Here is a 23,094-nt window from a genome sequence, read left to right as displayed (position 1 = left end):
CCACGATGGGAAAGTGAAAAGAACAACAGCTGCAACCATCGTCGCCCGTGAGGCGCCAGCCGTATCCCCACATCGCCGCAGCAAATCATAGGATGTAAGCCATGACGTCGGTCACCCCGTGCGCCAGTACTTCCAGCGAGATGAATGACTTCCTTCAGGCCCATCCGGATACGCAGTACGTCGACCTGCTGATTTCCGACATGAACGGCGTGGTACGCGGCAAGCGCATCGAGCGCGCCAGCCTGCACAAGGTGTACGAGAAGGGTATCAACCTGCCAGCCTCGTTGTTCGCCCTCGACATCAATGGCTCGACCGTGGAAAGCACCGGGCTGGGCCTGGACATCGGCGACGCTGACCGTATCTGTTTCCCGATTGCCGGCACGCTGTCGGACGAGCCGTGGCAGAAGCGCCCCACCGCACAGCTGCTGATGACCATGCACGAACTCGACGGTGAGCCATTCTTCGCCGACCCACGCGAAGTGCTGCGTCAGGTGGTGAGCAAGTTCGACGCCATGGGCCTGGATATCTGCGCCGCGTTCGAGCTGGAGTTCTACCTGATCGACCAGGATAACCTCAACGGCCGCCCGCAGCCGCCACGTTCGCCTATCTCGGGCAAGCGCCCGCAGTCGACCCAGGTGTACCTGATCGACGACCTCGACGAATACGCCGACTGCCTCCAGGACATGCTCGAAGCGGCCAAGGAGCAAGGCCTGCCAGCCGATGCCATCGTCAAGGAAAGCGCCCCGGCGCAGTTCGAGGTCAACCTGCACCACGTCGCTGACCCGCTCAAGGCCTGCGACTACGCGATCCTGCTCAAGCGCCTGATCAAGAACGTCGCCTACGACCATGAAATGGACACCACCTTCATGGCCAAGCCCTACCCGGGCCAGGCGGGCAACGGCCTGCACGTGCACATCTCGCTGCTGGACAAGAAAACCGGCAAGAACATCTTCGCCCATGAAGACCCGCTGCAAAGCGACGCCCTGCGCCACGCCATCGGTGGTGTGCTGGAGACCATGCCGGCGTCGATGGCCTTCCTGTGCCCGAACATCAACTCCTACCGCCGCTTCGGCGCACAGTTCTACGTGCCTAATGCGCCGAGCTGGGGCCTGGACAACCGCACCGTAGCTATTCGCGTGCCGACCGACAGCAGCGAAAACGTGCGCATCGAGCACCGTGTGGCTGGCGCCGATGCCAACCCGTACCTGATGTTGGCGGCGATCCTGGCCGGCATCCACCACGGCCTGACCAGCAAGATCGAGCCGGGTGCACCGATCGAAGGCAACGCCTACGAACAGCTGGAGCAGAGCCTGCCGAACAACCTGCGCGACGCCCTGCGTGCGCTGGATGACAGCGAAGTCCTCAACCAATACATCAGCCCGGACTACATCGATATCTTCGTGGCCTGCAAGGAAAGTGAGCTGGCCGAGTTCGAAGTTTCGATTTCCGACCTCGAGTACAACTGGTACCTGCACACGGTGTAAGCCCATGAGCGCAATTGCGGTCCCCTTGATTGGTATCAGCGCCTGCCGCCAGCAGGTGGGGAAGAACTCGTCGCACACAGTGGGCGACAAGTATGTCGAGGCGGCGGGCTTTGCCGGGCTGCCGCTGATTTTGCCGGCCCGCGACGGTGGCAGCGACACCCAGGCGCTGCTGGCCCGGCTCGATGGCATTGTTTTCACAGGCTCGCCTTCAAATATCGAGCCGCATCATTACAATGGCGCCGCCAGCGCCGAAGGGACCCGACACGACCTTGCCAGAGACCGGCTGACCCTGCCGTTGCTGCAGGCGGCGATTGCCGCCGGCGTGCCGGTCTTCTGCATCTGTCGTGGTTTCCAGGAGCTGAATGTGGCCCTTGGCGGTAGCCTGCACCAGCGCGTGCAGGAGCTGCCCGGCTACCTGGACCACCGTGAACCTGAAGACGCACCGCTGGAGGTGCAATACGGCCCTCGTCATCCTGTCAGCGTTACGCCTGGCGGGTTGTTCGAGCGCCTGGGCCTGGCTGCGCAGTTCGAGGTCAACTCGTTGCACAGCCAGGGCATCGACCGCCTGGCCCAGGGCCTGCGGGTCGAGGCACGGGCCCCGGATGGCCTGATCGAAGCGGTGTCGATGCCTGACGCACCGGGCTTTGTGCTTGGTGTGCAGTGGCACCCGGAATGGCGTTTCGCCGACAACCCGGTCTCAAGGCGCCTTTTCCAGGCGTTCTGCGAGGCCTGCATTGCCCATGCTGCACGGGAGGTCTGACAGCACGTCAGCCAAAAGTCCGGGATGACTCACCCCCGTCAGTGCGCTTTCAATGAGTGGAAGCAGGCCTTGGGATCAGGGCCTGTGAAAACAATTCCAATAGTTACGGCAAAAACTCATGAGCAATTACACAGAAGCCGGCCGCCCACCCGATGTGGCCGACTCGGGCAGCACTCAACGCAGCAAAGGCCTGGCCAAGGGCCGTCTTGGCCTGCTGGCCAGCGTGGTGCTGGGCATTTCCACCATTGCCCCGGTCTACACCCTGACCGGCGCCCTTGGCCCGACCGTACGTGAGGTCGGTGCTCATCTTCCTGCCGTGTTCATCGTCGGCTTCCTGCCCATGCTGCTGGTAGCCCTGGGCTATCGCGAGCTGAATTCGGCCGAGCCGGACAGCGGCACTTCGTTTACCTGGTCGGCCCGCGCCTTTGGCCCGATGATCGGCTGGATCGGTGGCTGGGGGCTGGTCGTTGCCACCACCATCGTGTTGTCCAACCTGGCGGGCGTTGCCGTCGACTTCTTCTACCTGTTCCTCAGCCAGATCACCGGCCACCACGAGCTGGCGGCCCTGGCAGACAACCTGTTGATCAATATCGCCACCTGTTGCGTGTTCATAGCCCTGGCGGTGTGGATCTGCTGCCGGGGCATGGCCACCACCATGACCGTGCAGTACGGGCTGGTGGCGTTACAGCTGATGGTATTGCTCGGCTTTGCCTTCGCAGCCTTCGGCGGTACCACCGCGCCGCCGCCGCTGGAGTTCGATTTCGCCTGGTTCAACCCGTTCGGTGTCGAGTCGTTCTCGGCCTTTGCTGCGGGGCTGTCACTGTCGATCTTCATTTTCTGGGGCTGGGACGTGTGCCTGACCGTCAGCGAAGAGTCGATCGGCAGCGACGAAGTGCCGGGCAAGGCGGCGACCTGGACGGTGCTGCTGATCCTTGGCCTGTATCTGGTCACCGCCATCGCCACCTTGCAGTTCGCTGGCATCAGCGAGCATGGCCTGGGGCTGAACAACCCGCGTATCCAGGAAAACGTGTTCGCTCACCTGGCCGGTCCGGTGATGGGGCCGCTGGCGATCCTGATGTCGATTGCGGTACTGGCAAGCACCGCGGCGTCGCTGCAGTCGACCTTCGTGTCGCCGGCGCGCACGCTGTTGGCCATGGGTTACTACGGTGCGGTGCCGCAGAAATTCGCCAGCGTCTGCCCGCGCTCGCAGACCCCGCGTTACGCGACCATCTGCGCTGGTGTGGCGGCGGGCCTGTTCTACGTGACCATGCGTACCCTGAGCGAGAACGTGCTGGCTGACACCATCACGGCGCTGGGCATGATGATCTGCTTCTACTACTCGCTGACAGCGTTCGCTTGCGTCTGGTACTTCCGCGACAGCCTGTTCGGCAGCCTGCGCCACTTCTTCATGCGTGGCCTGTGCCCGCTGGTGGGAGGGGTGATCCTGTCGGTGATCTTCGTGCGCACGGCCATCGACAGCGCCTCGCCGGATTTCGGCAGTGGCTCGCATGTGGCGGGGTTGGGGTTGGTATTCGTGATTGCGGCGATCATTTCGGCACTGGGGATCGTGCTGATGATGATTTCGCGGATGCGCGCGCCGGCCTACTTCCTGGGGGCTACTCTGCGCCAGCAGGCCACCTTGCCATTGCAGGAATAATTTTGGGGGCGCTTTGCGCCCCTTTCGCGACACAAGGCCGCTCCTACAGGCGATCGCATCAGCCGATGCTGACACGGTCCCTTGTAGGAGCGGCCTTGTGTCGCGAAAGGGCTGCAAAGCAGCCCCCATCAGTCTTCAGGCGAGCAATTCTTCCAGCAGGCCACTGTGGCGCTGCTGCTGCTTCTTCAGCAGCAGGCGATTGGCCACGAACACTGCCTTCAATTCCTCCAGCGCCACGTCGAAGTCGTCATTGATGATGACGTACTCATACTCGTCGTAGTGCTCCATCTCGCTGACAGCTTCCTTCATGCGGCCAGCGATGATCTCTTCGCTGTCCTGGCCACGGCCGTCCAGACGCTCGCGCAGGGCCTGCTGGCTTGGCGGCAGGATGAACACAGAACGTGCCTCGGGCATCAGCTTGCGCACCTGCTGGGCGCCTTGCCAGTCGATCTCGAGGATCAGGTCGTTCCCTTGGTCCAGCACTTCTTGCAGCGCGCTGCGCGAAGTGCCATAGAAATTGCCAAACACCTCGGCGTGCTCGAGGAAGTCACCCTGGGTGATCAGCCCCTTGAAATCGTCATGGCTGACGAAGTGGTAGTTCACGCCGTGCTGCTCGCCCGGGCGCATGGCGCGGGTGGTGTGCGATACAGAGACGCTGACGCGGGGGTCGGCCTTGATCAGGGCGGTGACCAGGCTGGTCTTGCCGGCGCCGGACGGTGCCGAAACGATATAGAGGGTGCCGCTGCTTTGATTCATGGTCGGGGTGGCCTTACTCGATGTTCTGTACTTGTTCACGCATCTGTTCGATCAACACCTTCAGGTTGACCGCCGCTTGCGTGCTGCGTGGGTCGAAGGCCTTGGAGCCCAGGGTGTTGGCTTCGCGGTTGAGCTCCTGCATCAGGAAGTCCAGGCGCCGACCGGCGGCGCCCCCGGACTTGAGCACCCGGCGCACTTCGTTGACGTGAGTGCTGAGGCGGTCCAGCTCTTCGGCAACGTCGCTCTTCTGTGCCAGCAGTACCATCTCCTGTTCCAGGCGCTGCGGGTCAAGCTCGGCCTTGAGGTCACCGAAGCGGTCGATGATCTTCTGCCGCTGGGCAGCGAGCATCTGTGGCACCAGGGCGCGCAAGGTGGTGACCTCGGTGGTCATGCTGTCCAGGCGTTCGTTGATCAGCCGGGCCAGTTCCTGGCCTTCGCGCAGGCGCCCGGCCTTGAGCTCGGCCAAGGCCTCGTCGAACAGCGCCACGGCTTCGGCATTCAGGGCCTGCGGGTCAGTGGCGTCGGCTACCAGCACGCCGGGCCAGGACAGCACCTCCAGCGGGTTGAGGGCAGCTGGCTGCTTGATCAGGCCGGCGACCTCTTCGGCAGCGGCGACCAGCTGCGCGGCGCGCTCGCGGTCGACCCTGAGCGGCTTGCCGTTGCTGTCTTCGTGCAGGCGCAGGGTGCATTCGACCTTGCCACGCGACAGGCCCTGGCGCAGGCCTTCACGTACCGCGCCTTCGAGGTCGCGCAGGGCGTCCGGCAGGCGCAGGTGAGGCTCAAGGTAACGGTGGTTGACCGAGCGCAATTCCCAGACCAGCGTGCCTTGGCTGCCTGCGCGCTCGACACGAGCAAAAGCGGTCATGCTGTGCACCATGGGAAGTACCTCGCGTAAATGAATTGAAGGCGCGGGATTGTAGCGCAGTGCGCACGTGGCGCCCAATCCGCCCATGTTACAGAGCGCGTGCTGGCGAGTGGGAAAAGGCGACAGGCTGCCGGGAGCGCGACAATAGGCATGTCCTCTGTGGGCGACGGGCTCTATAATGGCGGGCAGATTCAAAGTCCCAGTACAGGTATCCCAGATGAAACGTCCAAGTGGTCGCGCCGCCGATCAGCTCCGCTCGATCCGCATCACCCGCAACTACACCAAGCACGCCGAAGGGTCGGTACTGGTCGAGTTCGGTGACACCAAGGTCATCTGCACGGTCAGCGTCGAAAACGGCGTACCGCGCTTCCTCAAAGGCCAGGGCCAAGGCTGGCTGACCGCCGAGTACGGCATGCTGCCGCGGTCCACCGGTGAACGTAACCAGCGCGAAGCCAGCCGTGGCAAGCAAGGCGGCCGTACCCTGGAGATCCAGCGCCTGATCGGCCGGTCGCTGCGTGCCGCGCTGGACATGAGCAAGCTCGGTGACATCACGCTGTACATCGACTGCGACGTGATCCAGGCCGATGGCGGTACCCGCACCGCTTCGATCACCGGCGCCATGGTCGCCCTGTGCGACGCCCTGGCCGTGATCAAGAAGCGCGGTGGCCTGAAGGCCGGCAACCCGCTCAAGCACATGATCGCTGCCGTATCGGTGGGCATGTACCAGGGCGAGGCGGTACTCGACCTGGATTACCTGGAAGACTCGGCTGCTGAAACCGACCTGAACGTGGTCATGACCAGCGCCGGTGGTTTCATCGAAGTACAGGGTACCGCCGAAGGTGCGCCGTTCCAGCCTGAAGACTTCAACGCCATGCTGGCGCTGGCGCACAAAGGCATGACCGAGATCTTCGAACTGCAGAACGCCGCCTTGGCCGACTGATTTTGATCTGATCTGAAAAAGCTGGGGCCGCTGCGCGGCCCTTTCGCGACACAAGGCCGCTCCTACAAGCGATCGCGTCAAGACGGACTGATGCGATTCTTGTAGGAGCGGCCTTGTGTTGCGAAAGGGCTGCGAAGCGGCCCCAATGCTTTTTAGATGGTCAACGTCCAGTCATAGTCGACGATCAGCGGCGCATGCTGAGAGAAGCGCGGCTGACGCGGCAGGCGGGCATTGCGCACAAAGCGGCGCAGGCCCGGCGTGAGGATCTGGTAGTCGAACCGGTAGCCCAGGTTGAGCATCTCGGCCTGTTCGTTGTCCGGCCACCAGCTGTACTGGTCGCCTTCACGGCTGACTTCGCGCAGGGCATCTACATAGCCCATGTCGCCGGTGATCGCATCCATCCACGCCCGCTCTGGCGGCAGGAAGCCTGGCGACTGCTGGCTGTCACGCCAGTTCTTGATGTCGAGCTTCTGCTGCGCCACATAGAACGAGCCGCAATAGATGTATTCGCGACGCTTGCGACGCTGCTTGTCCAGGTACTTGGCGAAGTCGTCCATCAACTTGAATTTCTGGTTCAAGTCTTCGTCGCCGTTCATACCCGAAGGCAGCAGCAGGCTGGCAATACTGACTTTGTCGAAATCTGCTTGCAGATAACGCCCGTAGCGGTCGGCTGTCTCGAAACCCAGGCCGGTGATGACTGCCTTGGGCTGCATGCGCGAGTAAAGTGCCACGCCACCTTGGGCGGGTACCTCCGCATCGCAGGCATAAAGGAAATAGCCATCGAGCTGGAAAGCTGGGTCGTCGAGTTCAAAGGCCGAGGCGCGGGTATCCTGAAGGCAGATGACGTCGGCATTCTGGGCTTGCAACCAGCTGAGCAATCCACGCTCGGCCGCAGCCTGAATGCCATTCACGTTCACACTGATGATCCGCATAAATGGCCCCAAAAATCTCGTGCGTGTATGATACCCGAGCTCAACCCATTTAGCTAAATCCGTGGTGTCCGGGACCTTACATGCAGCCGTATCAGCGCGACTTCATCCGTTTTGCCATCGATCGCGGCGTGCTGCGCTTCGGTGAATTCACCCTGAAATCGGGGCGTACCAGCCCGTATTTCTTCAATGCCGGCCTGTTCAACACCGGTTCCGCCCTTGCGCAACTGGGCCGTTGCTACGCGGCAGCCATCGTCGACAGCAAGATCCCGTTCGACGTGCTGTTCGGCCCAGCCTACAAGGGTATTCCCCTGGCGGCGACCACTGCCGTGGCCCTGGCCGACCAGCATCAGCTCGACGTGCCTTGGTGCTTCAACCGCAAGGAAGCCAAGGATCATGGCGAAGGTGGCAGCCTGGTGGGCGCGCCGTTGGCCGGTGATGTGCTGATCATCGACGATGTGATCACTGCCGGTACCGCCATTCGCGAGGTCATGCAGATCATCAACGCCCAGCAGGCCAAGGCTGCAGGCGTGTTGATCGCGCTGAACCGCGAAGAGCGCGGCAATGGCGAGCTGTCGGCGATCCAGGAAGTGGAGCGTGACTTCGGTATTCCAGTGGTCAGCATTGTTTCGCTGACTCAGGTGCTGGAGTTCCTGGCTGACGATCCGCAGCTCAAGCAGCATCTGCCGGCTGTGGAAGCCTACCGGGCGCAGTACGGGATCTGATCCTGGCCTGGTAACGAAAAAAGGCGACCTTCGTGAGAAGGTCGCCTTTTTTGTGTCGCCTGTTCCGACCTCTTCGCGGGTGAACCCGCTCCCACAGAATCTCCACGCCGCCAAAGGCGGTGCTATCCCTGTAGGAGCGGGTTTACCCGCGAAGAGGCCGGGGCAGGTTACCCGTGACGCTTGCGGTTGGTGATCAGGGTGCCGACGCCGCTGTCGGTGAAGATCTCCAGCAGCACCGCATTTGGCACGCGGCCATCGACGATGTGCGAGCTGTTGACGCCGCCCTGGACTGCTTCCAGTGCGCACTTGATCTTCGGCAGCATGCCGCCGTAGATGGTGCCGTCGGCGATCAGTTCGTTGACCTGCTCGGTGGTCAGGCCGGTCAGGACCTGGCCCTGCTTGTCCATCAGGCCGGCGATGTTGGTCAGCAGCATCAGCTTCTCGGCTTTCAGCGCTTCGGCAACCTTGCCCGCCACCAGGTCGGCGTTGATGTTGTACGACTCACCGTTGGCACCCACGCCGATTGGTGCGATCACCGGGATGAAGTCGCCTTTCACCAGCATGTTCAGCAGCTCGGTGTTGACGCTTACCACTTCGCCGACGTGACCGATGTCGATGATTTCCGGCTGGGTCATTTCCGGGGTCTGGCGGCTGACGGTGAGCTTCTTCGCACGAATCAGCTCGGCGTCTTTACCGGTCAGGCCAATGGCGCTGCCGCCATGGCGGTTGATCAGGTTGACGATGTCCTTGTTGACCTGGCCGCCGAGGACCATTTCCACCACATCCATGGTGGCGGCGTCAGTGACGCGCATGCCATCGATGAAGTGGCTCTCGATCGACAGGCGCTTGAGCAGGTCGCCGATCTGCGGGCCGCCACCGTGCACGACCACCGGGTTGATGCCCACGGCCTTCATCAGCACGATGTCACGGGCAAAGCCGGTCTTGAGCTCTTCGCTCTCCATCGCGTTGCCGCCGTACTTGATCACCAGGGTCTTGCCGACAAAGCGGCGGATGTAAGGCAGTGCTTCGGACAAAACCTCGGCTACATGGGAAGCGGCATCGCGATCGAGGGTCATGCAGGGCTCCTGTAAGGAACAGATAGTCGGTCAGAACGGCAGTTGCAGCTCAGGGGCAACCCGCAGCAACTGGGCGCGGAAAACATCCTTGATACGTTGCAACTCGGCGGCGCTTTCGGCCTCGAAACGCAGTACCAGCACCGGTGTGGTGTTGGAGGCGCGGACCAGGCCCCAGCCTTTCGGGTAGTCGACCCGCACACCGTCGATGGTGGTCAGGTTGGCTTCGCCCCATTCGGCGTCGCGTTGCAGTGCATCAATGATGCTGAATTTACCCTCGTCGGTCACATCAATGTTGATTTCCGGCGTGGAAATATCGTTCGGGAAGGCGGCAAACAGGTCTTCAGCGTTCTGCGAGGCCTTGCTGAGGATCTCCAGCAGGCGCGCGGCGCTGTAGATACCGTCGTCGAAACCGTACCAGCGTTCCTTGATGAAGATGTGCCCGCTCATTTCGCCGGCCAGCAGCGAGCCGGTTTGTTTCATCTTCTTCTTGATCAGCGAGTGGCCGGTCTTCCACATCAGGGCGCGGCCGCCGTGCTGTTCGATCAGCGGGGTCAGGCGGCGGGTGCATTTGACATCGAAGATGATCTCGGCGCCTGGGTTGCGTTCCAGCACGTCCAGGGCGAACAGCATCAGCAGGCGGTCAGGGTAGACAATGCTGCCGGTGTTGGTCACCACGCCAACGCGGTCACCGTCGCCGTCGAACGCCAGACCGATGTCGGCACCGGTTTCCTTGACCTTGGCGATCAGGTCTTCGAGGTTTTCCGGCTTGCCCGGGTCCGGGTGATGGTTGGGGAAGTTACCGTCGACCTCGCAGAATAGCGGGATGACCTCGCAGCCCAGCGCTTCGATCAATTGCGGCGCAACCACGCCAGCTGCGCCGTTGCCGCAATCCACCACTACCTTGAGCTTCTTCGCCAGCTTCACGTCGCCGACGATTTGCTGGAAGTAGCGATCGAGGATCTCGACCTTTTGCACGCTGCCTTCGCCGCGTGGCACGTCGTTGGTCTGCAGGCGGGTCAGCAGGGCCTGGATCTGCTCGTTGGCCAGGGTGTCGCCAGCGATGACGATCTTGAAGCCGTTGTAGTCCGACGGGTTGTGGCTGCCAGTGAGCATCACACCGGACTTGCCGGCCAGCACATTGGCGGCGAAGTACAGTGCAGGGGTCGGCACCAGGCCGACGTCGCTGACCTGGCAACCGGCATCGACCAGGCCTTTGATCAGTTGCTCGACCAGCATCGGGCCTGACAGGCGGCCATCACGGCCAACGGAAATGTGCGGTTCGCCCTGGGCGATGGTCTGCGCGCCGATGGCGCGCCCGATCCAGTAGGCGGTTTCGCCGTGCAGGGTCTTGCCGACCACGCCGCGGATGTCATAGGCGCGGAAGATGCTTGCCGGCAGTGCCGGGACCAGGTGGGCCATGTCGTTCATCTCGGGAAACTCCATTAGTCAAAGGCTTTCTGGGCAGGCGCAAACTGAACGCTTGGACGGTGGAATCGCCAGAGAGTTCGCCATCCTTGGCCTGAACGGTCGTTGGTTGGCTCAGTGGCTACCGGAGTGGCCGAAGCCGCCAGTGCCACGCTGGCTTTCGTCGAAGTTCTCGACGATGTCGAAATGCGCTTGTACCACAGGCACCAAGACAAGTTGTGCGATGCGTTCGCCGACGGCGATGGTGAACGGCGTGTTGCCACGGTTCCAGCACGACACCATCAGCTCGCCCTGGTAATCCGAATCGATCAGGCCGACCAGGTTGCCGAGCACGATGCCGTGCTTGTGGCCCAGGCCCGAGCGCGGCAGGATCATGGCCGCCAGGCCCGGGTCACCGATGTAGATCGACAGCCCGGTAGGGATCAGCAGGGTCTGGCCCGGCTCAAGGACGGTGTCCTCTTTCAGCAGGGCGCGCAGGTCGAGACCGGCGGAGCCTGGGGTGGCGTATTGCGGCAGCGGAAATTCGCTGCCCAGGCGTGGGTCGAGGATCTTGGCTTGAAGAGCGTGCATGTAACTTATTGAACCTGATTGAGCCGTTCGGCGATGAAGGCGACCAGTTGCCGGGCGATCTTGCCCTTGCTGGTCTGCGCGAAGAGGGTCTGGTGCTGCTGGCGGTCGATCACGGTCAGGGCGTTTTCCTCGCTGTTGAAGCCGATGCTGGGGTTGGCCACATCATTGGCGACGATCAGGTCGAGGTTCTTGTCCTTGAGCTTGCGCGTGGCGTAATCGAGCAAGTGTTCGGTCTCGGCGGCAAAGCCGACACTGAACGGGCGGTCGGCACGGCCAGCGAGGGTGGCAAGGATATCGGGATTGCGCACCATCTGCAGCAGCATGCCGTCGCCGGTCGTAGGATCCTTCTTGAGCTTTTGCGGGGCAACCACCTCTGGGCGGTAGTCCGCGACCGCGGCGGAGGCGATGAACAGGTCGCATGGCATGGCGGCTTCGCAGGCCGCGAGCATGTCCCGCGCGCTGACCACGTCGATGCGTTGCACCCGGTCGGGGGTCGGCAGGTGCACAGGGCCCGTCACCAGGGTCACCCGAGCACCGGCTTCGGCGGCCGCTTCGGCCAAGGCGAAGCCCATCTTCCCGGAGCTATGATTGGTGATGTAGCGCACCGGATCGATGTTTTCCTGGGTCGGGCCAGCGGTGATCAGCACGTGCTTGCCGGTCAGCGCCTGGCGCTTGAAGCTTTCTGCGGCGCACCAGGCCAGGTCGGTGGCTTCGAGCATGCGCCCCAGCCCCACGTCGCCACAGGCCTGGCTGCCCGAGGCCGGGCCGAACACCTGGATGCCGCGGCTCTTGAGCAGTTCGAGGTTGGCCTGGGTGGCCGGGTCGCGCCACATCGCCTGGTTCATCGCCGGGGCCACGGCCACGGTGGCGTCGGTGGCCAGCACCAAGGTGGTCAGCAGGTCGTCGGCCATGCCTTGGGCCAGGCGCGCCATGAGGTCGGCGGTGGCCGGGGCGATCAGCACCAGGTCGGCCCACTTGGCCAGTTCGATGTGGCCCATGGCCGCTTCGGCGGCAGGGTCGAGCAGATCCATGTGCACCGGGTGGCCGGACAGCGCCTGCAGGGTCAGCGGGGTGATGAATTCGGCACCACCACGGGTCATGACGACGCGCACCTGCGCGCCGTGCTCCAGGAGTCGGCGAATCAGCTCGGCGCTTTTGTAGGCGGCAATGCCACCTCCGACGCCGAGAACGATGCGCTTGCGATACAGCCGCTGCATAGGCTTGCCTTTTTCCAGTGAGAGCGGGCGGCGACGTTTGGAAATGCCTGCGGCAGAACGTCGCATGTACGAGGCGAAATAGATTAACACAGGGCCGAAACGGGCCGCAGCAAGGGCAGGGGACAGGGATGAATATCAGGGAGTGGCCGGCTGAAGAGCGGCCAAGGGAGAAGTTGATGCAGCGCGGGGCTGCAAGCCTGACCGATGCGGAGTTGCTGGCCGTATTTCTAGGCTCTGGCGTGCGTGGGCGCAATGTCGTGGAGTTGGCCCGAGGCCTGCTGGTGAGGTTCGGCGGCTTGCGCCAGTTGCTGGAGGCCGACCGTGAAGCCTTCGTCGGTGAACTTGGGCTGGGCCCGGTAAGGTACGGGCAGTTGCAGGCATTGCTGGAGATCGGGCGCAGGCACCTGGCTACCGCTATCGAGCGCGAGTCGGCCATGGACAGCCCGGCAGCCGTGCGGCGCTATCTGAAATCCATGCTGCGCCATGAGGTGAGTGAGGTGTTCGGCTGTCTGTTTCTGGATACCAAGCACCGACCGTTGGCGTTCGAGGTCCTGTTCAGGGGCACGATAGACCGGGCGAGCGTCTACCCGCGCGAAGTGGTGCGTCGGGCGTTGCAGCACAACGCGGCGGCGCTGATCTTGTGCCACAACCACCCCTCGGGGCACAGCGAGCCCAGTCAGGACGATGTGCTCCTTACGCTGTCGCTGAAACGGGGGCTGGCGCTGATCGATGTGCGGGTGCTGGACCACATCATCATTGGCGACGGGGAGCCGCTGTCGATGGTCGAGCAGGGGTGGGTGGCGGCTTAGGCGGGGTAATGCGGTCAGGGCTGCAAGGCGCCTGCCTTGAGGGATGTGGCGCCTGTGGGACCGAGCGCCGCCCGCGCGGCGCATCGCGGATAAATCCGCTCCTACATCTGTTGCAACGTGCCGAACCTATCAGGCCATGGTTGCCAGCCTTGGCGCATGCCTTGAGCCTTGCAAACCGGCTGACAACCATGGCCTCACAGGCATGGCCACGTTGCAGCAAATGTAGGAGCGGATTTATCCGCGATGCGCCGCGCGGGCGGCGCTCGGTCTCGTAGGCGCCAAAAACCTCAAGGCAGGCACCCCAGAAGACTCAACGATCCACCGACACCTTGCTGAAGTCCAGCCGCCCGAACGGACTTACCTGATAGCCCTCGACACCTTGGCGCAACAGCGTCGCTGCCGTCGGATGCGCCAGCGGCACCCACAGCGCCTGCTGCTGGATCAAGGTTTGCGCCTGTTGGTACAGCCGGCTGCGCACGCTCTGGTCGTTGGTTGTGCGCCCGGCACTGATCAACTGGTCCAGGCGGTTGTCACAGAAGCGCGCGAAGTTGGTCCCCGATTGCACCGCCGCGCAGGAAAACTGCGGGCTGAGGAAGTTGTCCGGGTCGCCGTTGTCACCGGCCCAGCCCATGAACAGCAGGTCATGCTCACCCGCCTTGGCTCGGCGGATCAGCTCGCCCCACTCGATCACGCGGATCTCGGCCTTGATGCCGATCTTCGCCAGGTCGGCCTGGAGCATCTGCGCTCCCAGGCTAGGGTTGGGGTTGAGGAGGCTACCCGACGGGCGGGTCCAGAGGGTGGTGCTGAAGCCGTCAGCCAGGCCGGCCTTGGTCAGTAACGCCTTGGCCTTGGTCAGGTCCAGCGGGTAGCCGGGCAGGTCCTTGGCGTAGCTCCAGGTGTTGGGCGGGTAGGGGCCATTGGCGGCGGTGGCGGTGTCTTCGAACACGGCCTTGAGGTAGGCCTGCTTGTCGAAGGCCAGGTTGATCGCCTGGCGTACTTCAGGCTTGTCCAGCGGCGGGTGTTCGCTGTTGATGGCGACGAAGGCGGTCATGAACGCCGGGGTAGTGGCGACCTTCAGGTTGCCGTCCTTGCCGGCTTCGGCGATGTCCACCGGCTTGGGCGACAGGGCTACCTGGCATTCGTTGCGCTTGAGCTTCTGCAGGCGCACGTTGGCGTCGGTGGTGATGGCGAAGATCAGCGGGTCGACCGCCGGCTTGCCGTCGAAGTAGTCCGGGTTGGCGCGGTAGCGCACCACGGCATCCTTCTGGAAGCGCTGGAACACGAACGGGCCGGTGCCGATCGGCTGGCTGTTGAGTTTTTCCGGGCTGCCTTCCTTGAGCAGCTTGTCGGCGTATTCGGCCGAGTAGATCGAGGCGAAGCCCATGCTCAGGGTGGCCAGGAAGGTGGCGTCGGCGTGGGTCAAGGTGAAGCGAACGGTGTTTGGCTCTGGGGCCTCGATTGCCTTGATCAGGCTACCCAGTTGCAGCGACTGGGCGTGCGGGTAGCCGCCCGGGGCGGTCTTGTGCCAGGCGTGGGCGGGGTAGAGCATGCGCTGGAAGCTGAACAGCACGTCGTCGGCATTCAGCTCACGGGTTGGCTTGAAGTACGGCGTGGTGTGGAACTTGACGCCCTCGCGCAACTTGAAGTCATAGACCAGGCCGTCGGGCGAGACGCTCCAGCTCTGCGCCAGGCTCGGCACGACCTTGCCTTGGGCTGCATCGAACTCCACCAGGCGGTTCATCAGCACGTCGGCCGAGGCGTTGGTGGTGGTCAGCGAGTTGTACTGGACCACGTCGAAGCCTTCGGGGCTGGCCTCGCTGCACACGCTTAGCGGTGCGGCCTGGGCGGCGCCTGCGGCAAGCAGGGAAGTTAACAATAACGAAAGGGCGGCAGCACGCATCGTGGCTCCTTGGCTGGTCAGTGGCCCATCTGCCGGTGCAGTCTGGAAACGTCCTACCCTAGTGCGCGTTTTCGCAAATGACCACCTTCTTTTTGCTGTGCTTGGCGACGAGCGGTCGACAGCGCGCCGGGCGAGTCGTTATGCTGCTCGCGCGCGATTTGCAGCACATGGAAGCTCATCTTCTGTTGTTGCGGCGTAGTCTTTCTGGTATAAAGCAGCGCTCTTTTCTAGGGGCTCGGCCTGTCGCATCAGCGGATCCGGTCGATAAGACCTCCAGAATCACGGCGCCTGGCGCCAAAGACTGAGAGATTAAGCGGCCAACCCATGCCGGGTTGGGCATGAGGTTTTAGAGGGCTGAGTCATGTCGAGAGTCTGTCAAGTTACTGGTAAGGGTCCAGTAACCGGGAACAACATTTCCCACGCAAACAACAAAACCCGTCGTCGTTTCCTGCCGAACCTGCAGCACCACCGTTTCTGGGTTGAATCCGAGAAGCGTTTCGTGCGTCTGCGCGTATCCGCCAAAGGCATGCGTATCATCGACAAGCGCGGCATCGACGCCGTTCTGGTTGACATCCGTAAAGCTGGCGCCAAGGTTTAAGGGAGAGCATCATGCGTGAATTGATCCGTCTGGTTTCGAGTGCCGGTACCGGCCACTTCTACACCACCGACAAGAACAAGCGCACCACTCCGGACAAAATCGAGATCAAGAAATACGATCCGGTTGTTCGCAAGCACGTGGTGTACAAGGAAGCCAAGATCAAGTAATTGATCGGCGACCTGAAAAAAACCCGCCTCCGAAAGGAGGCGGGTTTTTTTATGCCTTCGTAACAGGTCAGCTGAAGCTGAAGCCCTGGATCAGGCTGTTGGCGTCGGTTTTGATGTGAATGCGCTCGACATCATATTCTTTCGTGCTTATTTCATTGGGGCCTACGACACGCACGCGGCCTGTGATTTCAGAGATGGTGGCTTTCACCGAAGGTTCGTATGCGGTGCCGATCAGGTGAGCCAGTGCTTGCAGGACTTGTTCGTTGTTCATGCTGATTTACCTTTGAAAGAGAATGGCCCGAAGCGGGCTTGGCCATCCTCTTTCAAGGCTGCGTGGAGCATGTGCTACATAGTTATTTTTGCTCGAACATCACATAGATCTTGCGGCACGGCTCCAGCACCTCCCAGGTACCCTTGAAGCCAGCCGGAATCACAAACCGATCGCCGGTACGCAGCGTTTTGGCGCCGCCGTCCTGGTCGCGCAGTACCGAAACGCCCTGGACGATCTCGCAATACTCGTGCTCGGTGTAGCTCACAGTCCACTGGCCAACCTCACCTTCCCAGACGCCCGCGGCAAACTGCCCACAGGGGCTGGAATAGTGGTTGTAGACAGCCTGGTCCGGCTCGCCCTTGAGGATTTTCTCCGCCGCCGGGCGGTAGCGTTCAGCCTCGGTAAGAACCTGGGCGAAGTCGATGATGCTGGCGATGCTCATGGTGCGGCTCCTGTTGTTGTTTAATAAAATGCACATCAGTAGGCATTTAGGCCGTTCGTGTCAAATATATTGATAGTTTACCCGGCCTGGTTTAGGGTATCGCTTGCCAGTGTGCGCTCGTCGCCCGGCCAGAATTCTGACAACGCCAGTGAGTCCTCAGTGCGGCGTTGCACCTAAACAAGAGGAGGAGTTTCGTATGACCACCCTGACCCGTGCGGACTGGGAACAACGTGCCCAGCAACTGAAGATCGAAGGCCGCGCCTTCATCAACGGCGAATACACCGACGCCGCATCCGGTGAAACATTCGACTGCCTGAGCCCGGTCGACGGACGCTTCCTGGCCAAGGTTGCCAGCTGCGACCTCGCCGATGCCAACCGCGCCGTGGAAAACGCCCGCGCCACCTTCGATTCCGGCGTCTGGTCGCAACTGGCCCCGGCCAAGCGCAAGGCCAAGCTGATCCGCTTTGCCGACCTGCTGCGCAAGAACGTCGAAGAGTTGGCGTTGCTGGAAACCCTGGACATGGGCAAACCGATCGGTGACTCCTCCAGCATCGACGTGCCGGGCGCGGCGCAAGCCATTCACTGGACCGCCGAAGCCATCGACAAAGTCTACGACGAAGTCGCCCCGACGCCCCATGACCAGCTTGGCCTGGTTACCCGTGAGCCGGTGGGTGTGGTCGGTGCCATCGTGCCGTGGAACTTCCCGCTGCTGATGGCCTGCTGGAAAATCGCCCCGGCCTTGGCTACCGGTAACTCGCTGGTGCTCAAACCGTCCGAAAAATCCCCGCTGACCGCCATCCGCATCGCCCAGCTGGCGATCGAAGCCGGCATCCCGGCTGGCGTGTTGAACGTGCTGCCAGGCTACGGCCACACCGTGGGCAAGGCCCTGGCCCTGCACATGGACGTCGACACCCTGGTGTTCACCGGCTCCACCAAGATCGCCAAGCAGCTGATGGTCTACGCCGGCGAGTCGAACATGAAGCGCATCTGGCTGGAAGCCGGTGGCAAGAGCCCGAACATCGTCTTCGCCGACGCCCCGGACTTGCAAGCCGCTGCTGAAGCTGCCGCCAGCGCCATCGCCTTCAACCAGGGCGAAGTCTGCACCGCCGGTTCCCGCCTGCTGGTCGAGCGTTCGATCAAGGACAAGTTCCTGCCTATGGTGGTCGAGGCCCTCAAAGGCTGGAAACCAGGCAACCCGCTGGACCCGCAGACCACCGTCGGTGCTCTGGTCGACACCCAGCAGATGAACACCGTGCTGTCGTACATCGACGCTGGCCACAAGGACGGCGCCAAGCTGCTGGCCGGCGGCAAGCGCACCCTGATCGAGACCGGTGGCACTTACGTCGAGCCGACCATCTTCGACGGCGTGACCAACGCCATGAAGATTGCCCAGGAAGAAATCTTCGGCCCAGTGCTGTCGGTGATCGCCTTCGACACCGCCGAAGAAGCCATTGCCATCGCCAACGATACCCCGTATGGCTTGGCAGCCGGCATCTGGACCTCGGACATCTCCAAGGCCCACAAGACCGCCCGTGCCGTGCGCGCTGGCAGCGTCTGGGTCAACCAGTACGACGGCGGCGACATGACCGCACCGTTCGGTGGTTTCAAGCAGTCGGGCAACGGCCGTGACAAGTCGCTGCACGCCCTGGAGAAGTACACCGAGCTGAAGGCGACCTGGATCAAGCTGTAATTCCAGAGGGGCCGCTTTGCGGCCCATTCGCGGGTAAACCCCCTCCCACAAGGGCCCCACTGCCTTCGAATGAGGTGCAGTCCCTGTGGGAGCGGGTTTACCCGCGATGGGCTGCGCAGCAGCCCCAACCCTAGCCGGGGCGGCTCATACCGCCCCGGCTTCGTCGTTTCTGCTGTTCAAGAATCCTGCCTGGGAGGCTGCAATGCGTTGGGGAACCTACTTTGCCGTACTGGCGTCAGTGCTCAGTGTCGGGCTTGCGCTCGGTGTGAGCATGCCGCTGGTGTCCCTGCGCCTTGAGGCCTGGGGCTACGGAGGGTTCGCCATCGGTGTGATGGCGGCGATGCCGGCACTGGGCGTGCTGCTCGGAGCCAGCCTGGCCAGCCGCCTGGCTGGGTGGGTTGGCGTACCCTCGGCGATGCGCCTGTGCCTGTGGGGCGGGGCGCTGTCGATCGGCCTGCTTGCCTTGCTGCCAAGCTACCCGCTGTGGCTGGCCCTGCGCCTGCTGATCGGCATGTCGCTGACAGTAGTGTTCATTCTTGGCGAAAGTTGGATCAACCAGCTGGTGGTCGAGCAATGGCGCGGCCGCCTGGTAGCGCTGTATGGCAGCAGCTATGCCCTGAGCCAGTTGGCCGGGCCGCTGGTGCTGGGTTTCCTAGGTGCTGACGATGACTTCGGCTTTTGGGCAGCGACCGCTCTGTTGCTGTTGGCACCCTTGCTGCTGCTTGGGCGTGGTGGCGCACCCAGTACCGAAGCCTGCAGCGTGACATTCGGCGACCTGTTCGCCTTCTGCCGCCGCTTGCCAGTGATTGCCTGGGCTGTCGCCCTGTTTGCCGCCTTCGAGGCGATGATTCTTACCTTGTTGCCGGTGTATTGCCTGCAACAGGGCTTCAGCACCGAAATCGCCCTGTTCATGGTGAGCACCGTGGTGGTGGGCGATGCCGTGCTGCAGTTGCCGATTGGCGCACTGGCCGACTATTTGTCACGGCAGGCGCTGTTCACCGGTTGTGCGCTGACCTTGATGGTGTCCAGCCTGGCGATTCCGCTGCTGTTGGACACGCCGCTGATCTGGCCCCTGTGGGTACTGTTCGGGGCCAGCGCCGGTGGCCTGTTCACCTTGTCGCTGATCTTGATCGGCGAGCGCTACCGCGATGATGCGCTGGTGCGGGCCAACGCCCATGTCGCCCAGCTATGGGGCATCGGTTGCCTGCTTGGGCCCTTGCTGGCCGGGGCGGGGAGCCAGTGGGTCAGTGGCCATGCACTGCTGTGGCTGATGGCGGCGGGGGCTGCCGGCCTTGTGCTGCTGACCCGCAGGCGCGGGGCGTTCGAGCCAGCCTCGGCCTGAACCTACAGCATTTTCTCCAGGCCTACGGCCTTGCTGATCCAGGCGTTGAAACGCCGCCAGATGCCGCCCGGCTCTGAGGTCAGCAGGTGCCGTTGGCCATTGTCCTCGGTCGCCCAGACCAGCTTGTCACCTACCAGCTCCACCTGGTAACTCAACGCCGGCGCCATGCCCTGCTGGGCCAGCTCGCGGGTGTATTCGGCCAGCTCCGGGCTGTCGACCAGCACACCGACCTCGGTGTTCCACAGCACCGAACGAGGGTCGAAGTTGAACGAGCCGATAAAGGTCTTGCGCCGGTCGAACACGATGGCCTTGGTGTGCAGGCTCGAGTCCGAGCTGCTGCCGTGGAGGCTCAGACGCGCTGGCGTCGGGGCACCCGGCTGACGACGCAGTTCGAACAGCTGCACGCCGTGCTCCAGCAGCGCTCGGCGATAGGGTGCATAGCCGCCATGCACGGCCGGCACATCGGTGGCTTCCAGCGAGTTGGTCAGCAATTTCACCGAAGCTCCGGCATCGGCTCGGCCGGTCAGGTACAGCAAACCTGGTTCGCCCGGTACGAAATAGGCCGACATCAGGATCAGTTCGCGGTGCACGCTGGCCAGGTCGGGTGCCAGTTGTTGGCTCAGCAGAAGTTGAGGGTCCGGTTCATCGTCGGCCAGTACCTTGCTCGGTGCATCCCAGAGTGCCTGGGCGTGGGCCCAGATCAGCTCGTTGCGCCATACATCCAGGCGCGGCTGCGACTGATATGACATGAGCCGGTCGTACAGCGCCTTGCGCTGCACCCGCGCCTGGGCCAGGGACACTTCCAGGCGCTGGCGGCTGGCGCGCAGGTCATCGGCATCCGGGGCACGCCAAAGGAAGTCGGTGATTGGCCGGCTGAGGGCGCTGTTCCAGTACTGGTCGAAGCTGTGGCCCAGCTGCTCGGCTACCGGGCCGATGCCGAGCAGGTCGATGTCGGTGAAGTTCAGATTGGGTTCGGCATCGAAATATTCGTCACCCAGGTTGCGCCCGCCGACGATGGCCATGCTGTTGTCCACCAGGAACAGCTTGTTGTGCATGCGCCGGTGCTGGCGCGACAGGTTGAACAGGCGGCCGACGGCGCGCGTGACGCCTGTGCTACGCCCCAGGTGCAGCGGGTTGAATACTCGGATCTGGATGTTCGGGTGGGCATCGAGGGTGCCCATGATGGTGTCCAGGCCATCGCTGGTGGTGTCGTCGAGCAGGATGCGCACGCGCACGCCGCGGTCGGCTGCACGCAGCAGTTCGTGCACCAGGGCACGGGTGCTCAGGCCATCGTGGACGATGTAGTACTGCAGGTCGATGCTCGCCTGGGCGTTGCGAATCAGCTCGGCACGGGCGCGGAAAGCCTCGTTGCTGTTGGGCAGCAGGCGAAAGCCCGAGCGCCCTTCATAGGGCGCAGCCTGGCGCAGCACCGAGCGGCCGAAGGCCGACTCGTTGGCCGGCAGCGCCTGGCTGGTTTCGCGGGGCGTGCCGACGCTGGCACAGCCGGCAAGGCCGAGCAGCAGCATCAGCAGCAGAGGCAGAGCTCGCTGGAGTCTCAAGGGTGAATCGTCCTGTACAGCAAAGGCCTGAGAAGTTGGACCGTGGAGGGCGGCGCAAAGTTACCCGTCAGTGTCTTCTTCAACCAGTAGACGAAGGGCGGTTTCCCCCACTTTGCGTACCGCATCCTCGATTTGCGCGGTTGGCCGCGCGGCGAAGTTCATGCGCAGGCAGTGGCGAAATTTGCCCGAGGCCGAAAAAATGCTGCCTACGGCCACTTGCACGCCTTGCTCCAGTAAAGCGCGGTTCAGGCGCAGCGTATCGAAATGTTCGGGCAATTCCACCCACAGCATGAAGCCGCCCTGAGGCCGGCTGACCCGGGTGCCGGCTGGGAAGTAGCGGCTTACCCAGTCGCTCATCAGGTCGCGGCCGCGTTGGTACTGGCTGCGCATGCGGCGCACGTGCGGCTGGTAATGGCCGGCGGCGATGAAGTCGGCGATGGCCAGCTGTGGCTGAGTGGCGGTACTGCCGGTGCTGATGTACTTCATGTGCAGCACCCGCTCCAGGTAGCGGCCGGGGGCGACCCAGCCGATGCGCAGGCCGGGGGCGAGGGTCTTGGAGAACGAACTGCAGAGCAGCACGCGGCCGTCGTCGTCGAACGACTTGAGGGTACGCGGGCGCGGGTAGGTGTAGGCCAGGTCGCCATACACGTCGTCTTCGAGGATCGCCACATCGTAGCGCTGGGCCAGGCTCAGCAGGGCCTTCTTGCGTGCCTCGGGCATGATGTAGCCGAGTGGGTTGTTGCAGCTTGGGGTGATCTGGATGAGCTTTATCGGCCATTGCTCCAGCGCAAGTTCCAGGGCTTCGAGGCTGATGCCGGTGAGCGGGTCGGTAGGAATTTCCAGGGCCTTCATGCCCAGGCCCTTGAGGGTCTGCATGGCACCGTGGAAGCTCGGCGAATCGACCGCGACGATATCGCCCGGCTCACAGACCGCGCGGATGCTGCACGACAACGCCTCGTGGCAGCCAGTGGTCACCACCAGGTCGGCCGGGCCCAGGCGGCAGCCGGAGTCGAGCATCAGCCGGGCGATCTGTTCGCGCAGGGCCAGGTTGCCGTGGATGTTGTCGTAGTACAGGCCCGGCATGTCCTGGCGCCGGCTCAGCTGGGCGAGGCTGCGCAGCAGCGGCTTGAGGGTCGGGCTGTCGATGTCGGGCATGCCGCGGCCGAGCTGGATCACGTCCTGGCGCGGGGTACTGCGCACCAGTTCGAGCACCTGCTCCCATTGCGAGATATCTACCGGGCGCTGGGCCGGGCGGCTGATCGCAGGCAGGGCGGGGAGGTGGCGATGGTCGCTGACGAAGTAGCCGGACTTGGGCCGTGGCGAGACCATGCCGCTGTCTTCGAGCATGCGGTAGGCCTGCTGCACGGTACTCAGGCTGACACCGTGCTCCACGCTCAGGGCGCGCACCGATGGCAGGCGCTGGCCGGGGCGGTAAAGGCCCTGTTCGATGCGCGCGCCGAGCAGTTCGGCGAGGTTCAGATAGAGGGTCATGGCATACTCCTGCGCTTCATATAGGAAGCGACCAGTACAGTTGCGCTGAAAATACATCATTCAGCCGTCAGTCGACACGTTCTGTATGAGAATAATTAGCCTGTATTGGATCTGTATTGCCAAGGCTGCTGAAGCGCATCCTTTCTTCACGGTTACAAACTGAAGGGGAGAACGCAGCGATGGGTGGCATGAGCGATGTGCGCTTGCAACTGATGGCCAAGGAACTGGACGCCGGGCAGCAGACCAGGGTTTTCAACGCACCGGCAGGGCTCGGGCGCTGGGGGCTGATGTTGCACCGTTGGCACACCCGCCGGGCCCTGCTGCAGCTGGATGATGACCAGTTGCGGGATATTGGCTTGAGCTGGGAGCAGGCGCGTACCGAGGGGTGCAAACCCTTCTGGAAAGACTGAACCAGACCTTG

General features: G+C 63.0%; 22 protein-coding genes and 1 pseudogene. 11 read left to right on the top strand and 12 right to left on the bottom strand.

Annotated elements, in window-relative coordinates; genetic code table 11:
• The first annotated feature begins 101 nt into the window (after positions 1 to 101).
• The 3 genes from APH27_RS01390 to APH27_RS01380 all read left to right on the top strand — a co-directional run bounded on the left by APH27_RS01390 (position 102) and on the right by APH27_RS01380 (position 3,901).
• The gene (locus APH27_RS01390) at positions 102 to 1,484 is read left to right on the top strand and encodes a glutamine synthetase family protein (protein WP_027917028.1); all 1,383 of its coding nucleotides are present in this window, start codon (positions 102 to 104) and stop codon (positions 1,482 to 1,484) included.
• 4 nt (positions 1,485 to 1,488) lie between these two features.
• Positions 1,489 to 2,244, top strand: a complete 756-nt coding sequence (locus APH27_RS01385; protein WP_060483800.1) for a gamma-glutamyl-gamma-aminobutyrate hydrolase family protein — start codon at positions 1,489 to 1,491, stop codon at positions 2,242 to 2,244.
• Between the two features lie 118 nt (positions 2,245 to 2,362).
• Complete coding sequence (locus APH27_RS01380; protein WP_060483799.1) at positions 2,363 to 3,901, top strand: APC family permease; 1,539 nt, start codon at positions 2,363 to 2,365, stop codon at positions 3,899 to 3,901.
• Between the two features lie 135 nt (positions 3,902 to 4,036).
• Here the strand turns inward: APH27_RS01380 and gmk are convergent, their stop codons facing one another.
• Both gmk and APH27_RS01370 read right to left on the bottom strand, forming a co-directional pair.
• Entirely contained in the window at positions 4,037 to 4,657 is a 621-nt protein-coding gene (gene gmk / locus APH27_RS01375; protein ID WP_027917025.1) for a guanylate kinase, read from the bottom strand.
• A 13-nt stretch (positions 4,658 to 4,670) separates the two neighbouring features.
• A complete protein-coding gene (locus APH27_RS01370; RefSeq protein WP_027917024.1) occupies positions 4,671 to 5,534 on the bottom strand; it encodes a YicC/YloC family endoribonuclease in 864 nt (287 codons plus the stop codon).
• A gap of 205 nt (positions 5,535 to 5,739) precedes the next feature.
• Between APH27_RS01370 and rph the strand changes: the two genes are divergently transcribed.
• Complete coding sequence (gene rph / locus APH27_RS01365) at positions 5,740 to 6,462, top strand: ribonuclease PH (protein ID WP_060483798.1); 723 nt, start codon at positions 5,740 to 5,742, stop codon at positions 6,460 to 6,462.
• Between the two features lie 152 nt (positions 6,463 to 6,614).
• On the opposite strand, the gene APH27_RS01360 is transcribed toward rph, so the two are convergent.
• The gene (locus APH27_RS01360) at positions 6,615 to 7,394 is read right to left on the bottom strand and encodes an exodeoxyribonuclease III (protein ID WP_008091582.1); all 780 of its coding nucleotides are present in this window, start codon (positions 7,392 to 7,394) and stop codon (positions 6,615 to 6,617) included.
• An 80-nt stretch (positions 7,395 to 7,474) separates the two neighbouring features.
• Here APH27_RS01360 and pyrE point away from each other — a divergent pair, with 80 nt between their 5' ends.
• On the top strand, positions 7,475 to 8,116 hold the full coding sequence (gene pyrE, locus APH27_RS01355) for an orotate phosphoribosyltransferase (RefSeq protein WP_008091580.1): 642 nt from the start codon (positions 7,475 to 7,477) through the stop codon (positions 8,114 to 8,116).
• Between the two features lie 167 nt (positions 8,117 to 8,283).
• On the opposite strand, the gene argB is transcribed toward pyrE, so the two are convergent.
• From argB to coaBC, 4 genes and pseudogenes are all read right to left on the bottom strand, one after another.
• A complete protein-coding gene (argB, locus tag APH27_RS01350; protein ID WP_027917021.1) occupies positions 8,284 to 9,192 on the bottom strand; it encodes an acetylglutamate kinase in 909 nt (302 codons plus the stop codon).
• A gap of 30 nt (positions 9,193 to 9,222) precedes the next feature.
• A pseudogene (locus APH27_RS01345) lies at positions 9,223 to 10,596 on the bottom strand (phosphomannomutase/phosphoglucomutase); the annotation flags it as partial.
• 135 nt (positions 10,597 to 10,731) lie between these two features.
• Positions 10,732 to 11,187 carry a dUTP diphosphatase gene (gene dut, locus APH27_RS01340; RefSeq protein ID WP_027917019.1) on the bottom strand — a complete coding sequence of 152 codons (456 nt, stop codon included), beginning with the start codon at positions 11,185 to 11,187 and terminating at the stop codon, positions 10,732 to 10,734.
• A 5-nt stretch (positions 11,188 to 11,192) separates the two neighbouring features.
• Complete coding sequence (gene coaBC / locus APH27_RS01335) at positions 11,193 to 12,404, bottom strand: bifunctional phosphopantothenoylcysteine decarboxylase/phosphopantothenate--cysteine ligase CoaBC (protein WP_027917018.1); 1,212 nt, start codon at positions 12,402 to 12,404, stop codon at positions 11,193 to 11,195.
• 128 nt (positions 12,405 to 12,532) lie between these two features.
• Between coaBC and radC the strand changes: the two genes are divergently transcribed.
• On the top strand, positions 12,533 to 13,213 hold the full coding sequence (gene radC, locus APH27_RS01330; protein ID WP_027917017.1) for a DNA repair protein RadC: 681 nt from the start codon (positions 12,533 to 12,535) through the stop codon (positions 13,211 to 13,213).
• A 310-nt stretch (positions 13,214 to 13,523) separates the two neighbouring features.
• On the opposite strand, the gene APH27_RS01325 is transcribed toward radC, so the two are convergent.
• Positions 13,524 to 15,113, bottom strand: coding sequence for an ABC transporter substrate-binding protein (locus APH27_RS01325; RefSeq protein ID WP_027917016.1), 1,590 nt, complete (start codon positions 15,111 to 15,113; stop codon positions 13,524 to 13,526).
• 361 nt (positions 15,114 to 15,474) lie between these two features.
• On the opposite strand from APH27_RS01325, the gene rpmB reads away from it, so the two are divergent.
• Together rpmB and rpmG are read left to right on the top strand one after the other, a co-directional pair.
• Positions 15,475 to 15,711, top strand: coding sequence for a 50S ribosomal protein L28 (rpmB, locus tag APH27_RS01315; protein WP_003253504.1), 237 nt, complete (start codon positions 15,475 to 15,477; stop codon positions 15,709 to 15,711).
• An 11-nt stretch (positions 15,712 to 15,722) separates the two neighbouring features.
• The gene (gene rpmG, locus APH27_RS01310; protein ID WP_003253507.1) at positions 15,723 to 15,878 is read left to right on the top strand and encodes a 50S ribosomal protein L33; all 156 of its coding nucleotides are present in this window, start codon (positions 15,723 to 15,725) and stop codon (positions 15,876 to 15,878) included.
• A 67-nt stretch (positions 15,879 to 15,945) separates the two neighbouring features.
• Here the strand turns inward: rpmG and APH27_RS01305 are convergent, their stop codons facing one another.
• Both APH27_RS01305 and APH27_RS01300 read right to left on the bottom strand, forming a co-directional pair.
• Positions 15,946 to 16,149, bottom strand: a complete 204-nt coding sequence (locus APH27_RS01305; RefSeq protein ID WP_027917015.1) for an I78 family peptidase inhibitor — start codon at positions 16,147 to 16,149, stop codon at positions 15,946 to 15,948.
• Positions 16,150 to 16,231: 82 nt separating this feature from the next.
• Positions 16,232 to 16,591 carry a cupin domain-containing protein gene (locus tag APH27_RS01300; protein ID WP_027917014.1) on the bottom strand — a complete coding sequence of 120 codons (360 nt, stop codon included), beginning with the start codon at positions 16,589 to 16,591 and terminating at the stop codon, positions 16,232 to 16,234.
• Between the two features lie 196 nt (positions 16,592 to 16,787).
• On the opposite strand from APH27_RS01300, the gene APH27_RS01295 reads away from it, so the two are divergent.
• Both APH27_RS01295 and APH27_RS01290 read left to right on the top strand, forming a co-directional pair.
• On the top strand, positions 16,788 to 18,281 hold the full coding sequence (locus tag APH27_RS01295) for an aldehyde dehydrogenase (protein WP_027917013.1): 1,494 nt from the start codon (positions 16,788 to 16,790) through the stop codon (positions 18,279 to 18,281).
• 202 nt (positions 18,282 to 18,483) lie between these two features.
• Entirely contained in the window at positions 18,484 to 19,623 is a 1,140-nt protein-coding gene (locus APH27_RS01290; RefSeq protein ID WP_027917012.1) for an MFS transporter, read from the top strand.
• Between the two features lie 2 nt (positions 19,624 to 19,625).
• Here APH27_RS01290 and APH27_RS01285 read toward each other — a convergent pair whose 3' ends face one another.
• Positions 19,626 to 21,182 (bottom strand): phospholipase D family protein, encoded by a 1,557-nt coding sequence (locus APH27_RS01285; protein WP_060483795.1) that lies wholly within the window; start codon positions 21,180 to 21,182, stop codon positions 19,626 to 19,628.
• Positions 21,183 to 21,242: 60 nt separating this feature from the next.
• Positions 21,243 to 22,673 carry a PLP-dependent aminotransferase family protein gene (locus APH27_RS01280; RefSeq protein WP_177331629.1) on the bottom strand — a complete coding sequence of 477 codons (1,431 nt, stop codon included), beginning with the start codon at positions 22,671 to 22,673 and terminating at the stop codon, positions 21,243 to 21,245.
• 179 nt (positions 22,674 to 22,852) lie between these two features.
• Here APH27_RS01280 and APH27_RS01275 point away from each other — a divergent pair, with 179 nt between their 5' ends.
• A complete protein-coding gene (locus APH27_RS01275; protein ID WP_027917009.1) occupies positions 22,853 to 23,083 on the top strand; it encodes a DUF1127 domain-containing protein in 231 nt (76 codons plus the stop codon).
• Positions 23,084 to 23,094: the final 11 nt, after the last annotated feature.

It is taken from the genome of Pseudomonas sp. NBRC 111123 (genome assembly GCF_001320205.1).
Classification (GTDB): Bacteria; Pseudomonadota; Gammaproteobacteria; order Pseudomonadales; family Pseudomonadaceae; genus Aquipseudomonas; species Aquipseudomonas putida_J.
This window is presented reverse-complemented; position numbering and strand designations above follow the sequence as displayed.